This window comes from Burkholderia sp. R-40 (assembly GCF_049942845.1).
In the GTDB taxonomy this organism is placed as follows: Bacteria; Pseudomonadota; Gammaproteobacteria; order Burkholderiales; family Burkholderiaceae; genus Burkholderia; species Burkholderia ambifaria.
On sequence record NZ_CP187968.1, the window covers coordinates 1,901,661 to 1,915,801 of the forward strand.

Annotated in this window: 12 protein-coding genes and 1 tRNA gene; 7 read left to right on the forward strand and 6 right to left on the reverse strand. The window is 65.8% G+C overall.

Translation table 11 applies throughout. The features are described 5' to 3' along the window. Positions 1-84 precede the first annotated feature (84 nt). From ACP26O_RS24960 to ACP26O_RS24980, 5 genes are read left to right on the forward strand one after another with little or no spacing between them, the layout of a single operon-like run. The gene (locus tag ACP26O_RS24960) at positions 85-1,737 is read left to right on the forward strand and encodes a cbb3-type cytochrome c oxidase subunit I (protein ID WP_175663265.1); all 1,653 of its coding nucleotides are present in this window, start codon (positions 85-87) and stop codon (positions 1,735-1,737) included. Then, complete coding sequence (locus tag ACP26O_RS24965) at positions 1,734-2,342, forward strand: cbb3-type cytochrome c oxidase subunit II (protein ID WP_089486943.1); 609 nt, start codon at positions 1,734-1,736, stop codon at positions 2,340-2,342. Before ACP26O_RS24960 ends, ACP26O_RS24965 begins: the two co-directional genes overlap by 4 nt. 35 nt (positions 2,343-2,377) lie before the next feature. Next, positions 2,378-2,986 (forward strand): c-type cytochrome, encoded by a 609-nt coding sequence (locus ACP26O_RS24970; RefSeq protein ID WP_175663264.1) that lies wholly within the window; start codon positions 2,378-2,380, stop codon positions 2,984-2,986. 8 nt (positions 2,987-2,994) lie between these two features. After that, positions 2,995-3,645, forward strand: coding sequence for an SCO family protein (locus ACP26O_RS24975; RefSeq protein WP_233410191.1), 651 nt, complete (start codon positions 2,995-2,997; stop codon positions 3,643-3,645). Positions 3,646-3,659: 14 nt separating this feature from the next. After that, positions 3,660-4,292, forward strand: a complete 633-nt coding sequence (locus tag ACP26O_RS24980; RefSeq protein WP_244098934.1) for a hypothetical protein — start codon at positions 3,660-3,662, stop codon at positions 4,290-4,292. Between the two features lie 749 nt (positions 4,293-5,041). On the opposite strand, the gene ACP26O_RS24985 is transcribed toward ACP26O_RS24980, so the two are convergent. Continuing rightward, positions 5,042-6,337 carry an O-acetylhomoserine aminocarboxypropyltransferase/cysteine synthase family protein gene (locus ACP26O_RS24985; protein ID WP_012365463.1) on the reverse strand — a complete coding sequence of 432 codons (1,296 nt, stop codon included), beginning with the start codon at positions 6,335-6,337 and terminating at the stop codon, positions 5,042-5,044. Between the two features lie 132 nt (positions 6,338-6,469). On the opposite strand from ACP26O_RS24985, the gene ACP26O_RS24990 reads away from it, so the two are divergent. After that, entirely contained in the window at positions 6,470-7,138 is a 669-nt protein-coding gene (locus ACP26O_RS24990; RefSeq protein ID WP_175663261.1) for an O-methyltransferase, read from the forward strand. Between the two features lie 9 nt (positions 7,139-7,147). Here the strand turns inward: ACP26O_RS24990 and ACP26O_RS24995 are convergent, their stop codons facing one another. The 5 genes from ACP26O_RS24995 to ACP26O_RS25015 all read right to left on the reverse strand — a co-directional run bounded on the left by ACP26O_RS24995 (position 7,148) and on the right by ACP26O_RS25015 (position 12,184). After that, positions 7,148-8,299 (reverse strand): DUF1176 domain-containing protein, encoded by a 1,152-nt coding sequence (locus ACP26O_RS24995; protein ID WP_175663260.1) that lies wholly within the window; start codon positions 8,297-8,299, stop codon positions 7,148-7,150. 258 nt (positions 8,300-8,557) lie between these two features. Then, positions 8,558-9,370, reverse strand: coding sequence for a nucleotidyltransferase domain-containing protein (locus tag ACP26O_RS25000; protein WP_126226646.1), 813 nt, complete (start codon positions 9,368-9,370; stop codon positions 8,558-8,560). A 55-nt stretch (positions 9,371-9,425) separates the two neighbouring features. Beyond that, a complete protein-coding gene (locus tag ACP26O_RS25005; RefSeq protein WP_175663259.1) occupies positions 9,426-10,649 on the reverse strand; it encodes an RtcB family protein in 1,224 nt (407 codons plus the stop codon). Positions 10,650-10,713: 64 nt separating this feature from the next. Beyond that, complete coding sequence (locus ACP26O_RS25010; RefSeq protein ID WP_175663258.1) at positions 10,714-11,853, reverse strand: slipin family protein; 1,140 nt, start codon at positions 11,851-11,853, stop codon at positions 10,714-10,716. A 258-nt stretch (positions 11,854-12,111) separates the two neighbouring features. After that, a tRNA-Cys gene (locus tag ACP26O_RS25015) sits at positions 12,112-12,184 on the reverse strand. 337 nt (positions 12,185-12,521) lie between these two features. Between ACP26O_RS25015 and rtcR the strand changes: the two genes are divergently transcribed. Continuing rightward, positions 12,522-14,138 (forward strand): RNA repair transcriptional activator RtcR, encoded by a 1,617-nt coding sequence (gene rtcR, locus ACP26O_RS25020; protein ID WP_175663257.1) that lies wholly within the window; start codon positions 12,522-12,524, stop codon positions 14,136-14,138. The last annotated feature ends 3 nt before the right edge of the window (positions 14,139-14,141 follow it).

Here is a 14,141-nt window from a genome sequence, read left to right on the forward strand (position 1 = left end):
TTCCGCCACGTTGCCACGCAGGGTGCCGCCATTTGCCGGACGGTTGCACGAGCCGTCGCTGGAGTCCGAGGCCGGGAGGGTTCCATGAGCACCGTCGCCATACTCCTGTCGGCTTTCATCATTTCCGTTGTCGGACTGCTGGTATTCATCGTCAGCGTTCGCTACGGACTGCTCGACGGATCCCAGAAGGCTGCCGAGGTGATATTTGCGCGGGGCGAAATCGGGCGGACCGAAGAGCCGGCGGTCACCGAGCAGCAGCGCTCGGCACTGCAGGCTGTCGCAGGCCAGGCCCAGATGCAGGCACCGTCGCCGCCCCTGGACGAGGACCTGTCCGTGCGGGCCGAAGCCGATCATTCCTCCTCGCTTGTGGTGTTCATCTTCCTGTGCAGCGCCATGACATGGCTGCTGGTGGCTTCGCTGGCCGGGCTGACGGCTTCGCTCAAGCTGCACATGCCAGATGCGCTTGCTTCGCAAGCCTGGCTGACATTCGGGCGGGTCCGGACTGTTCACCTGAACGCGGTGGCCTATGGCTGGGCGCCGATGGCGGGCCTGGGCATCGCGCTGTTCGTCCTGCCGCGTGTACTGAAGACGCGCCTGGTCGGCGCCAATTACGCGCTGCTTGGGGCAATGATGTGGAACGCCGGGCTTGTCGCCGGCCTCGGCAGTATTGCCGTCGGCCTTTCCGACGGCATGGAGTGGCTCGAGATTCCATGGCAGATCGGCATCGTGTTCGCCGTGGGAGGAGCCTTGATCGGCATGCCGCTGGTGCTGACGCTGCTGTCAACCCGAGTCACCCACCTGTACGTATCCGTCTGGTACATGGGCTGCGCACTGTTTTGGTTCCCCGTGCTTTACCTGGTCGCGAAGGTTCCCTTCATCCATTTCGGCGTCGAGCAGGCGACCACCAACTGGTGGTTCGGGCACAGCGTGCTGGGCCTGTTCTATACGCCGCTCGCGCTGGCTTCCGTCTATTATTTCCTGCCGAAGATCATCGGCAGGCCGATCCAGTCATATGGCCTGTCCCTGCTCGGCTTCTGGACTCTTGCATTCTTCTACGGGCAGGTTGGAGGACACCATCTGATCGGCGGGCCGGTTCCGGGCTGGATGGTCACGCTTTCGATCGTGCAGAGCATGATGATGATCATCCCGGTGATCGCGTTCACAGTGAACCTGCACCAAACGATGAAGGGGCACTTCAGGGCGCTGCTATATTCGCCCACGCTGCGGTTCGTGACGCTCGGCGGCATGATGTACACCCTCAGTTCGCTCCAGGGCTCCTTTGAAGCGCTGCGCAGCGTCAATGCCATCACCCACTTCACCCATTTCACGGTGGCCCATGCCCACCTGGGGCTTTATGCCTTCGTGAGCTTCGTCTTCTTTGGCGCCATCTACTTCATCGTGCCACGCATCACGAGGCGCGAATGGCCGTATCCGGGCCTGATCGCCGCGCATTTCTGGTGTGCGGCCGTAGGCGTCGGCATCTACTTTGTCGCCCTGACGATCGCCGGCACCCTGCAGGGACTGGCCATGCTCGATGCCGCCCGGCCTTTCATCGATTCCGTCGCGCTGACGGTGCCGTACCTGAAGGCCCGTTCGCTGGGCGGCGGGCTGATGGTGCTGGGGCATCTGTGTTTCATCGCCAATTTTGTTTGCGTCATTCTCGGGCTCGGCCCCAACCGCGACAAGCCGGCGATGTTCCCGATTGCCGGCTTGGACAAGGCAGGAGCCGGCTCATGAGCAATATCACGCTGCTGCTCGGCGCCGGCATGGTCATGCTGGCGCTGGCGACCAGTGCCCTGGTGGTGGTGCCGTACCTGCAACTGCACGACGTGAAACCGGCACCCGGCCTGAAGCCCTATACATCGGCTCAACTGCGCGGCAGGCAGGTCTATATCAGCAATGGCTGCATCTACTGCCATTCGCAACAGCCACGGGATCCGTCGTTCGCGCCAGACGGCAAGCGGGGCTGGGGGAGACCCTCCGTGGCGGCGGATTACTACTATGACCGGCCACACCTGCTGGGTACCATGCGCACCGGGCCCGACCTGTTCAATATCGGTGCCCGGCAGCCGAGCGCGGACTGGCATCTCGGGCACCTGTACCAGCCGCGTGCCTACGTGAAGCAGAGCATCATGCCGAGCTTCCCGTACCTGTTCGACGTCAAGGAAACCGCGGAGCCCGGCGAACGCGCGCTGACACTGCCGCCCGGTGTCGCGCCACCGGGCATGGTCGTCGTGCCGACGCCCGAGGCGCTGGATCTGGTGGCCTATCTGAAGGCGCTTGATCACACTTACGCCGCACTTGCCTTGCCCGACGGCGCCACCGGCAAGACAAACAAGTAGGGGCGGCACGCGACGACTTCAGGAACCCGACTGCCATGCCAGACCATCCGCCATCCATTCAGCCCTCGCCGCAGGAACAGCGCGAGCATGCCGATCCCGGCGAATCGCAGACACCCATTCCCAGAGGCGTCGTGCTGCTCGTGGCCGTACTGATCCTTTGGGGCATCTACTACATCGCGCGTGCGCCGATCAACATTCCGTCCGAACTCGGGGACGGCCGCACGATCAGCGCGCTGGCGGGCAGGAAAGGCGGCGGCGGCGGCGGCAAGGCGGACGGGGCCGCCATCTTCTCGGGACAGTGTGCCGCCTGCCATCAGGCGACGGGCCAGGGCTTGCCGGGCGTGTTCCCGCCGCTGGCCGGCTCCGAATGGGTGCGGGGAAAGCCGGAAACCGTTGTTGCGATTGTTTTGCATGGCATCACGGGACAGCTCACGGTGAAAGGCAATGCCTTCAATGGGTCGATGCCACCGTTCGGCGCCCAGCTCAGCGACGCCGAGATCGCCGCCGTGCTGAGCCATGTGCGAAGCCAATGGGGCAACGCCGCGCCGCCCGTGCCGGTGGAACTCGTCGGCCAAGTCCGCGCCGCCACCAAGGACAAGACCAGTCCCTTCGATGGCGACAAGGAACTGGTGCCGCTGAAGTAGGGAAGACCGTGGACAGCAGGGACTTGCGCCGCCCACCCGGCCTGCGCGCGGCAGGCGCGGCCTGCCTGGTACTGTGCGTTGCCTTTGCAGCCGCACTGGCGTGGCTCACGCAAGGGTTGCAGACGTGGACGCTCGACGAGCGCCGCAGTGCGCGGGCCGCGGCGGGCAGCATGTCGGCCGCTCCGGTCGTGCTACGCAACGCGCGCGGCGGGCAGTTCGTGCCGTGGAATGCAGCGTCACGGTCGGCTCAGGTTTACCTCGTGGATTTCATCTATACGCGGTGCGAAACAGTCTGTGCAGCGCTCGGCTCGGAGTTCTACCGGATGCAGCAGGAAATCCGGGCACGCGGGCTCGAAGACCGGGTCAGCCTACTGTCCGTTTCCATTGACCCGGTCCACGACGACACCTCGCGCCTGGCCGACTATGGCAGACATCAACGCGCCGATCCGGCCATCTGGCGCATTAGTGCGCCGGTAACGTCCGCGGGGCGGGGCGCGCTGTTGAGAGCGCTCGATGTGGTAGCCATCCCGGACGGCCTCGGGGGATACGTTCACAACGGAGAGATTCACCTGATCGATGGCCGCGGCGTCGTCCTGGGCCTGTACGACTACAGACAGTTCAAAGAGGCGCTCGAAGCGGCGCGGCGGGCCATGCGATGAGGTTGGCTACCCGAATGGAAACAGTACAGACGGCTGGCGGGCGTGCCGGGTGGGTGCTCCGTGGCCTCCTGGGCCTGCCAGCCATCCTGCTGGTGGCGCCCGTGCGCGAGGCCCTGGAAGCGAGCATGGCCTGGCAGATGCTGGCGGAATTTCCGCTCCTGCTGGCATTCGGCTTCTCGGCATCCGCCGTGCTGGCGCACCGCCACCGAGAACGTCCTGCCGTGGATGCGCTGACGCACATGGGACTGGCGCCGCTGCTGGGTGCCTCGCTGTGCCTGATGTTCTGGATGGTGCCGCTGGCGCTGGACCTGTCCAGGCTCGACGCTGGCGTCAACGGCGCAAAGTATGTGTCTCTGATACTCGCCGGCGTGGCAATGCAGCATGGCTTGAGGCGAGCCCAGGCGGCGATTTTATTGTTCTTCGGCGGCAATCTCATCTGGACGCTGGCAACTGTGGGGATGTTGTTCCACGATGCCGAAAGTCGGCTCTGTGCCAATTACCTGCTGTCGGACCAGCAACTGACAGGAGCTGGATTGCTTACCTATGCGTTAGTGGTCACCGTCGCGCTGGCGCTCTACCTGCGCCGACAGCCAGGCTTTGGCTTTTTCGTGCCGCCGGCGGGGAGCGACAGCGACGGCCGGCGATAGGTCAAGGGCTTGCCTCAGGATGCAAGCCACAGAAGCACGGCATCGGAGCATGCATACCCAACTTGCCGACGACAACTGCGCCACTGGTGCGGATGAACGACAGGTCACGGCCAATGTCGGCCAATGTCGCAGCCGATGCATGTACACGTGTTAACCAATCCATGCATCATTGGCGGCGGCATGGATGGTGCGATTGAGTTTCCGGCCACGATCAACTTGATTGCATTGAGATCCGGGAGCAGCCGGCGCGCTGAAACCGACGCGGCCCGGCATGCCCGGGTACCGAGACGGGCGACGGGCAATGTTCCACCCCTTTGCGGTCATTGCCGATTGCGTCCGGGAATGACTCTTCCTGGCCGAACGCCGACGTTCCTCCCCTGCGTTCCCCCCGTAATCCGCGATGAACCAAAAAAAGGCCCGGCACTTCACGTGTCCGGGCCTAACGCGTGTTCGTGCCGTGCGGCAGCGAATCGCTTGCGTGGGTGTAACGGGCATTGCCCGTCACGTTGTCGATCGTATTGGAGCGTCCCATCGCGAAGCTGATCGGAACATGAAATTTTTGTCATTCAGCGGCGAATGCGTCGCGGTGCGACTCGCGTGATTCGTCTTCGATCGGTGACGAAACCGTCGTCGCACAATCACGATCTCACGGGCGCGCGCCATGCGGCGGCGGTTCGGGCTCGAACACCTTGAAGCCGTTGCAAAGTGAAGATGTCTGAAAGCGGGCGCCTCAGCACGCCCGCCTCGCGTCACACCTGCGCGAGCGCCTGATCGAGATCGGCGAGCAAGTCGTCGATATGCTCGATGCCGATCGACAGCCGCACGGTTTCCTCCTTCACGCCGGCCTTCGCGAGTTCGGCGGGCGATAGCTGGCGGTGCGTCGTCGAGGCCGGATGCGTTGCGAGCGACTTCGTGTCGCCGATGTTGACGAGCCGCGTGAACAGCTTCAGCGCGTCCTGGAACTTCGCGCCGCCGTCACGGCCGCCCTTCACGCCGAAGGTCAGGATGCCGGGCGCGCGGCCCGACAGGTAGCGCGCGACGAGCGGATGGTCGGGATGATCGGGCAGTCCCGCGTAGTTCACCCATTCGACGTTTTCGTGGCGCGCGAGATGCTGCGCGATCTTCAGCGCGTTGTCGCTGATGCGCTCGACGCGCAGCGCGAGCGTCTCGATGCCCTGCAGGATCTGGAACGCGTTGAACGGCGAGATCGCCGCGCCCATGTTGCGCAGCGGCACGACGCGCGCGCGGCCGATATAGGCAGCCGGCCCGAACGCTTCCGTATAGACGACGCCGTGATAGCTGACGTCGGGCTCGTTGAGCCGCTTGAAGCGGTCCGCGTGCTGCGTCCACGGGAACTTGCCCGAATCGACGATCGCGCCGCCCAGGCTCGTGCCGTGGCCGCCGAGATACTTCGTCAGCGAGTGCACGACGATGTCCGCGCCATGTTCGAACGGGCGCAGCAGGTACGGCGACGGCACCGTGTTGTCGACGATCAGCGGGATTCCGTGGCGATGCGCGATGTCGGCGAGCGCGGCGATGTCGGTCACGTTGCCGAGCGGGTTGCCGACCGATTCCGCGAAGATCGCCTTCGTGCGCGCGTCGATCAGCGGCTCGAACGATGCGGGGTCGCGCGGATCCGCGAAGCGCGTCGTGATCCCGTATTGCGGCAGCGTATGCGCGAACAGGTTGTAGGTGCCGCCGTACAGCGAACTGGCGGACACGATGTTGTCGCCGGCTTCCGCGATCGTCTGGATCGCATACGTGACGGCCGCCTGGCCCGACGCCAGCGCCAGTGCGCCGATGCCGCCCTCGAGCGCGGCGATCCGCTGCTCGAGCACGTCCGTCGTCGGATTCATGATGCGCGTGTAGATGTTGCCCTGGACCTTCAGGTCGAACAGGTCGGCGCCGTGCTGCGTGTCGTCGAATGCGTACGCAACGGTCTGATAGATCGGCACCGCGACCGCGCGCGTGGTCGGGTCGGGGCGATAACCGCCGTGCACGGCGATGGTTTCGAGGCGCCAGTTCGATGCGGCCTGATCGGTCATGGGTGCTCCGTCTGTTGTTGTGGTGGTCGAGCGATTATAGGAGGACGTGCGCGGCTGCCCTTAGAACGAATGGTTTGTTGCTTATGGCGACGCGGCGCATAAAATGCCCTTTCCGCAAACAAGGGGTGCGCGATGAATCAGGATCGTTGGAACCAGGTGGATGCGTATTTCTCCGCGACGCTCGTGCCGTCCGACGACGTGCTCGACGCGGCGCTGGCGGCGAGCGACGCGGCCGGGCTGCCCGCGATCAACGTCGCGCCGAACCAGGGCAAGCTGCTGCAACTGCTTGCGACGATCCGCGGCGCGCGCCGGATTCTCGAGATCGGCACGCTCGGCGGCTACAGCACGATCTGGCTCGCGCGCGCGTTGCCGCCGGGTGGCACGCTCGTGACGCTCGAACTGAACCCCGAGCATGCGAAAGTCGCGACGCGGAACATCGCGCGTGCCGGGTTCGCGGAAGTCGTGACGGTGGTGGTCGGCAGCGCGAAGGACAGCCTCGCGCGGCTCGTCGATGCGGGTGAAGCGCCGTTCGATTTCATCTTCATCGATGCCGACAAGGACAGCAACCCGGTCTATCTCGACGCGGCGCTGAAGCTGTCGCGGCCCGGCACGGTGATCGTCGTCGACAACGTCGTGCGTGGCGGCCGCGTGGCGGATCCGGACAATCGCGAGCCCGACGTGATCGGCGTGCGCGACGGGTTCGCGCGTCTCGTGGCCGAGCCGAACCTCACGACGACGGCCGTGCAGACGGTCGGGCAGAAGGGTTGGGACGGGTTCTCGATCTCGATCGTCGGCGGGTGACGTGACGCGTCAGCGCGGGCTTGCTGCCGCATCGGCACGTCGATACAGGCGTGGCCATTGATCGTCGAGCAGGCCGTTGCACGTGCCACGCGTGGCGATGTCGTTGAGCAGGAAGCGTCGGCCGTCGAAGATCCACGATGCGGTCGAGCCGCAATCGCCGGCATTGCGCAGTCTGACCTTGCTCGACAGCGTCGCGCTGGTGCGGTCATAGCCGGCCTCGGTCAGCTCGTTCGCGAACGACGCCGGATCGAGTCCCGCGTTCGCGTTCTCGCCGAAATTCATCGCTGTCGGCGTGAATGGTGCCGTCCGTCGCACGCGATACCACAGGTCGGTGTGGTTATACATGCTGCTGGTCTGGCACGGTATCGCGACCAGCGCTTCGTCGGTCGAGATCGCCACCGCGCGCGACGCGTTCCTGCGGTCGCTTGCCGACATTTCGTCTTCGACATCGGCTGCGCATTGCTTCACGTCGCCGCCGAACTTCGCGAGCACCGCGTCGACGAGCGGGCGCTGCTCGACGGCCGACAGGTTGGCGACGGCCGGCGCCGGTGTGACCGCGGGCGGCAGTGCCGGCGCGGCCGGCACCGAAGACGCGGGCCGGTTGCCCGGGCGCAGCAGCGCCATGACGGTGCCGACGCGGCCCTGCGTGTCGTCGATCAGCAGCAACGCGGCATTCAAGCCCGCCAACGGCATGCGTGCGGTTTGTGCCGACGCCGAATCGCCGAAGCTCAGCAACTGCGCATTGCGCGATGCGGTGAGCCATGCGGCAACCGTTGCAGGATCATTGGTCCGGACCCGGAACGGGTATGGGTCGTCACCATCGGGTTTGCCGCCCGATGCATGCCATTGGGCCGCCATTGCATCGAACGGGCGGCCGTCCGCGCGTGCGGTGCGCAGGTCCAGCGGCGCCGACGCGTAAATGTCGAGCGATGCTTGCGCGTCCGGGCCGGCATCGCGCGTCACGCGCAGGATGAGACGGGGGCGTGCGTCATTGATTTCGTCGCTATCGCTTTCGGCAATGCAACGGTTGCCGTTGTCGCAGACGACCGACCAGTTCTTGAAGTCGCGCTCGACCGGCGGCCGCGTGAGCGGACGAGCCTGGGCCACGATCGGCGAAACGGCGAGGAGTGCGGCGACGGCGAGCGAAAGGCGGTGCGACATGACGGTTCGTATCGACTATGGATGGGCGGGCGGAAGATGTCGGAGTGCAAGCGCATCGTCAGCAAGCGGGGCATGTCGAAGGCTGCGGCGCATGCGGCGGTGCGCTTGACCGAACGGCATCGAGTATACCGCCGCAACGGGTGGTGATCGCGGCGACGACACGTAGTGTGCAGGCACGTACGTTGCTGGCCTGCATTGGTCGGACGAGTGCAAATGCGAAAACGGCGCGACGCCCGCAGGCATCGCGCCATTCCCTTTTCATCGATCGTCGACCACGTCACGCAGGAACGCATCGAGCATCGCCACGTCGCCCCACGGCCGCTTGTACTCGCGATCGTGTTCGGCATCCGCGAGCATCGTCTCGACGAGCGCGTGGATCGCCGGCCGGCGCGGCCCGTATTCGCTTTCGTTCGCGCTCATCTTCAGCGCGAGCAACGCGTCAAGTTCCGCGCGCACCGCCGGCTCGTGCACGGTGCCGGCGACGAGATCCGCGAAGCGCATCGGCGGCATCCCGAGCCCCATGTCGATCCAGCGCACCGCGAGCAGCGGCCGCAGCACGTACAGGTATTTCTTGTAGCGCACCGTGTCGCCTTGCAGGTAGCCGCGAAAGTTCTTCTTCGCCATCGCGAGGTAGTGGTGACGCCCACGCACCGGCGAGAAGAACGCCGACGCCAGCGACCTGAGCCGCGGCGCCCAGCGCGCATCTTCGCGATACACGACGGGCGAGTCGAGCCATTCGAGCAGCGTCGGGTTCGAGCGGCGCAGCAGCTGCAGCGCCTTGCGCAGCTCCCAGCCGCTGACGTCGAGCTCGTCGTCGAGCGGCCGCTCGATCACGTCGCGTTGCGGTTCGACGCTCAGGTACCAGTCGCGTCGATGCGCATACACGAAGCGCACGTCGTAATCGCTGTCCGGCGACGCGAAGCCCCAGCCGCGGCTGCCCGATTCGCACGCGAACAGCACGCTCACATCGTGGCGGCGCTCGACTTCCGCAAGTTCCGCCATCACGCGCGCCCGTACGGCCGGATCGACCGGGTGCGCGCTTCGCACGGGTGTCAAATTTTCCGTTTTCATTGTTGTCGTTTCCTTTTCGTTGTGCGCGGCCGCCGGCCCTCGGCCGCGCACCGCGCTATCCTTTCACGCACACCACCTGCCGCAGCGTATGCACCACTTCGACGAGGCTGCGCTGGGCCGCCATCACCGCGTCGATGTCCTTGTAGGCCATCGGGATTTCGTCGATGACGCCCGCGTCCTTCCGGCATTCGACGCCGCGCGTCGCGTTCACCTGATCGTCGACCGTGAAGCGGCGCTTTGCTTCCGTACGGCTCATCGTCCGGCCCGCGCCGTGGCTGCACGAGCAGAAGCTTTCCGGGTTGCCGAGCCCGCGCACGATGAAGCTCTTCGCACCCATCGAGCCCGGGATGATCCCGAGCTGCCCCTTCTGCGCGGACACCGCGCCCTTGCGGGTCACGAGCACGTCCTCGCCGAAGTGGCGTTCGCGCTGCACGTAGTTGTGGTGGCAGTTCACCGCATGTTCGTCGACCGAGAACGGCTTCGCGATCACGCCGCGCGCCGCGCCGATCACCGCATCCATCATGGCCTGCCGGTTGCGCCGCGCGTAGTCCTGCGCCCAACCGACCGCTTCGACGTAATCGTCGAAATGCCGGCTGCCCTCGGTGAAATACGCGAGGTTGCGATCCGGCAGGTTCGCGATGTGCTGCCGCATGTCGGCCTGCGCGAGTTCGATGAACAGGCTGCCGATCGCATTGCCGACGCCACGCGAGCCGCTGTGCAGCATGAACCACACGTGGTCCGCTTCGTCGACGCACACTTCGATGAAGTGGTTGCCTGTGCCGAGCGTGCCGAGATGCGCGTAGTGGTTCGTCTTTTCCAGCTTTGGATACTTGTCGACGATGCGCTTGAAGCCCGGCAGCAGCGACTTCCACGACTCGGTCACGGCGGCCGGCGTGCGCTCACCCCATGCGCCCGGATCGCGACGGCCCGGCGCGCGGCCGTGCGGCACCGCGCGTTCGATCGCGCTGCGCAGCGCGCCGAGCGAGTCTGGCAGGTCCGCAGCGGTGAGCGTCGTGCGCGCGGCCATCATCCCGCAGCCGATGTCGACGCCGACCGCTGCCGGAATGATCGCGCCCTTCGTCGGGATCACGCTGCCGATCGTCGAGCCCTTGCCGAGGTGGACGTCCGGCATCACCGCGACGTGCCTGAAGATGAACGGCATCTGCGCGGTGTTGCGCAGCTGCGCGCGCGCTTCGTCCTCGACAGCGACACCTTGCGTCCACATCTTCACCGGCTTGCCGTTCGCCAGTTCCATTACCTGAAAATCGTCGTTACTCATTTGCATCACCATTCATTCGTTCATTCGACCGGCGCGGCACGCATGCGCCGCGCCGGTTCATCCATCACGCGCCCTTGATGCTGACGAGTCCGTTCAGCACCTGGTCGAGGCCGCCGAACACCGAGATGCGGTCGATCCGTTCCGCGACGCGCTCGAGCGTTTCCAGCTCCTTGAGCCGCAGCGCGGTCGGGTTCTCTTCCATCACCTTCGCGGTGTTCAGCAGCGAGCGCGTGGCTGCCGTTTCCTCGCGGCGGCGAATCACGTTCGCCTGCGCGGCCTTTTCTGCTTCGACCACCTGCGCGAGGATCGTCTTCATGTCGCCCGGCAGCACGATATCCTTCACGCCGACGCTGCGCACGTCCACGCCGGAATGGCCGAGGCGTGCACGCACCTGCGTGATCACGACTTCGTCGATCGACTGCTTGTCCTCCAGCAGCTCGTCGAGCGAGCGCGTGCCGACCGCCGCCCGCAGCGCGAACTGCAACTCGCGATACAGGTGCTCGACCGGCTTCTGCAACTGGCCGAACGCATGCAGCACGTCCGCATAGCACCACGTCGCCGACAGGTTCAGCCGCAACGCGACCTTGTCGCGCGTCAGGATTTCCTGTCCGCCGACTTCGAGCGCCTGCAAACGCAGGTCGACAAGTTCGACCGCGACGTCGCGGTTGAAGCGCCAGTACGCTGCAACGCCCGGTTCGAGCAGCCGCTCGATCTTGCCGTCGATCTTCAGCACACCGACGTGATACGCCGGCACCTGCGCCAGCAGCACGCCCGTCAGGCCCGCCACGCCGCGCGCACGCAGCGCCGGTTGCGCGATGCGCTTCGCGAGCGCGGCCGGCAGCATGCTGTCCTGCGCAAGATCGACGCGCTCCAGCCGGTGCGCGATCGGGCCGCGCCAGTACAGCCGACGCGTGCCGGGCGGCAAGATTTCGACGAGCACGTCGTCTTCGTAACGCAGGCCCGCTTCGTCGTCGCCCAGATCCATTGCGACGAAGTAGTGCGCGAGCACGTCCGGTGCGTCGTGACGCAGGTAGTCGGCCAGCGCGGCATCGGCGAGCGGCGCGTCGAGACGCGCGGTCTGCACCGACAGACGCTTGAACGGATCGAAGGCCTTGAACACACCCGGTTCGAGCACCTTCACGAAATCGCCCTCATTCATCAGCAGCGCGCGTTCGTTCTTTTTCACCACATGACGCTTCCACATATTCTTGTCCTTTTCTTCAATGGCCGCCGGGCGACACGCATCGCACGGATCGGGGTGCGACGCGATCGGGCGGGCGGCGCGGAGGTCCGGCGCGGCCGCACGCGGCGACGCATCCTGCATCGCGTCGTCGTGCGCATTCGCGCGGGTCGTCCGGCCGCCCGGCCGATCGCGCGGAACCGCAACCGGTCCGACGCGCGGCGGGCCTGTCGGCCCGCACCGGCGGGTACTGCTTCTATCAATAGACTGTCTTTGCGGACAGTGTTCGAGCGGGATTCGAACCCGCTACACACCGGCTTGCGCCGGCTGCTCTACCCGAATGAGCTACCGAACGGAGGGCGCCCCGGGATTCGAACCCGGGCGAAGTTCCAATACGCGCCCGTTTGCCTTCGTCTGTCCATGGCGGCATGCGCGACCGCGACGAACGAGGTTCGGCGGCGGCGCACCAGCAGGGTTTTGTGAACCCTGGCTCGTGGGCCAGCGGGACATCCGGCGCTTTCTATTTAGCGAGGAGCGTGCCAGCGGGCTGGGTGGGTGACGAGAAATTCCCTCAAACGTTTGAAATAAAAGAATAATTTGTGATTTTTCGTCGGCGCCTGCGGAATCCGCCGGCGTCCACTCCTCACCCAATTCCGATACAATCGGATCGCTTCTTATCCCATGAGATAAACATGCGCAAGACCGTCGCCATCGGCTTTCTCGGCACCGTGCTCGACCAGGGCGGCCGCGCGCCGCGCCGTTACCGCAAGTGGCGGCCGACCGTGTCGCTCTGCATGCAGCCGGACTTCGCGATCAACCGGCTCGAGCTGCTGCATCCGCCGGGCCACACGCGCCTCGCCAATCAGGTGCGCGACGATCTCGCGCATCTGTCGCCGGATACCGAGGTGCGGCTCACGCCGGTCACGATTCGCGATCCGTGGGATTTCGAGGAGGTCTACGCGACGCTGCACGATTTCGCGCGCACCTATCCGTTCGATCTGGACCGCGAGGACTACCTGGTCCACATCACGACGGGCACGCACGTCGCGCAGATCTGCTGGTTCCTGCTCGCGGAAGCGCGCTACCTGCCCGCGCGTCTCGTGCAGACGGGGCCGCCGAAGCAGACCGACGAAGGGCCGAGCGGCCCCGGCACGGTGTCGGTGATCGATCTCGACCTGTCGCGCTACAACCGGATCGCGCAGCGCTTCACGCGCGAGCGCGACGAAACGGTGTCGTTCCTGAAGGCCGGCATCGCGACGCGCAACGCGCGCTTCAACGCGCTGATCGAGCAACTGGAGCGCGTGGCCGTGCGCTCGCGCGCGCCGATGCTGCTCGTCGGTCCGACGGGCGCCGGCAAGTCGTTTCTCGCGAAGCGCGTGTACGAGCTGAAGCGCGGCCGCCATCGGCTCGCGGGGCCGTTCATCGAGATCAACTGCGCGACGCTGCGCGGCGACGCGGCCATGTCGACGCTGTTCGGTCACGTGAAGGGGGCGTTCACCGGCGCGCAATCCGCGCGTGCGGGCTTGCTGCGCGCGGCTGACGGCGGCCTGCTGTTTCTCGACGAGATCGGCGAACTCGGGCTCGACGAGCAGGCGATGCTACTGAAGGCCATCGAGGAGAAGCGGTTCCTGCCGGTCGGCGCGGACGTCGAGGCGACCAGCGATTTCGAGCTGATCGCGGGCACGCATCGCGACCTGCGGCAGATGGTGGCGGCCGGCACGTTCCGCGAGGATTTATATGCGCGGATCAATCTGTGGACGTATGAATTGCCGGGGTTGGCCGAGCGTCGCGAGGACATCGAGCCGAACCTCGAATTCGAGCTCGATCGATTCGGCCGCGAGCAGGGCGAGCAGGTGCGGTTCAACGTGGAAGCGAAGCGGCGTTATCTCGCGTTCGCGGCGTCGCCGCGCGCGGCATGGGCCGGCAACTTCCGCGAGCTGTCCGCATCGATCACGCGGATGGCGACGCTTGCCGATGCGGGGCGGATTACCGAGGCGATTGCCGAACAGGAGGTCGAGCGGCTGACGCGCACATGGTCGTCACCGGGCGGCGCGGGTGCGTCGGATGGCTACGTCGACGCCGTGTTCGGCATGCGTGCGGCGGAACTCGACCTGTTCGACCGCGCGCAGCTTGAACGCGTGCTCGACGTATGCCGCGTGTCGGCGAGCTTGTCGGAGGCCGGGCGCACGCTGTTCGCTGTGTCGCGGCAGAGCAAGAAGCAGCCGAATGATGCAGACCGGCTGCGCAAGTATCTCGCGCGGTTCGGGCTGGATTGGGACGGCGTGCGGGAGGCGCTGGACGCGAAGTAGTCG

What these genes read in the sequence shown, in the direction of transcription:
- ACP26O_RS24995 (WP_175663260.1), bottom strand. Translation starts at nt 8,299, where the DNA reads ATGTCGCACCGCCTTTCGCTCGCCGTCGCCGCACTCCTCGCCGTTTCG.
- ACP26O_RS25000 (WP_126226646.1), bottom strand. Translation starts at nt 9,370, where the DNA reads ATGAAAACGGAAAATTTGACACCCGTGCGAAGCGCGCACCCGGTCGAT.
- ACP26O_RS25005 (WP_175663259.1), bottom strand. Translation starts at nt 10,649, where the DNA reads ATGAGTAACGACGATTTTCAGGTAATGGAACTGGCGAACGGCAAGCCG.
- rtcR (WP_175663257.1), top strand. Translation starts at nt 12,522, where the DNA reads ATGCGCAAGACCGTCGCCATCGGCTTTCTCGGCACCGTGCTCGACCAG.
- ACP26O_RS24990 (WP_175663261.1), top strand. Translation starts at nt 6,470, where the DNA reads ATGAATCAGGATCGTTGGAACCAGGTGGATGCGTATTTCTCCGCGACG.
- ACP26O_RS25010 (WP_175663258.1), bottom strand. Translation starts at nt 11,853, where the DNA reads ATGTGGAAGCGTCATGTGGTGAAAAAGAACGAACGCGCGCTGCTGATG.
- ACP26O_RS24980 (WP_244098934.1), top strand. Translation starts at nt 3,660, where the DNA reads ATGGAAACAGTACAGACGGCTGGCGGGCGTGCCGGGTGGGTGCTCCGT.
- ACP26O_RS24985 (WP_012365463.1), bottom strand. Translation starts at nt 6,337, where the DNA reads ATGACCGATCAGGCCGCATCGAACTGGCGCCTCGAAACCATCGCCGTG.
- ACP26O_RS24970 (WP_175663264.1), top strand. Translation starts at nt 2,378, where the DNA reads ATGCCAGACCATCCGCCATCCATTCAGCCCTCGCCGCAGGAACAGCGC.
- ACP26O_RS24965 (WP_089486943.1), top strand. Translation starts at nt 1,734, where the DNA reads ATGAGCAATATCACGCTGCTGCTCGGCGCCGGCATGGTCATGCTGGCG.
- ACP26O_RS24960 (WP_175663265.1), top strand. Translation starts at nt 85, where the DNA reads ATGAGCACCGTCGCCATACTCCTGTCGGCTTTCATCATTTCCGTTGTC.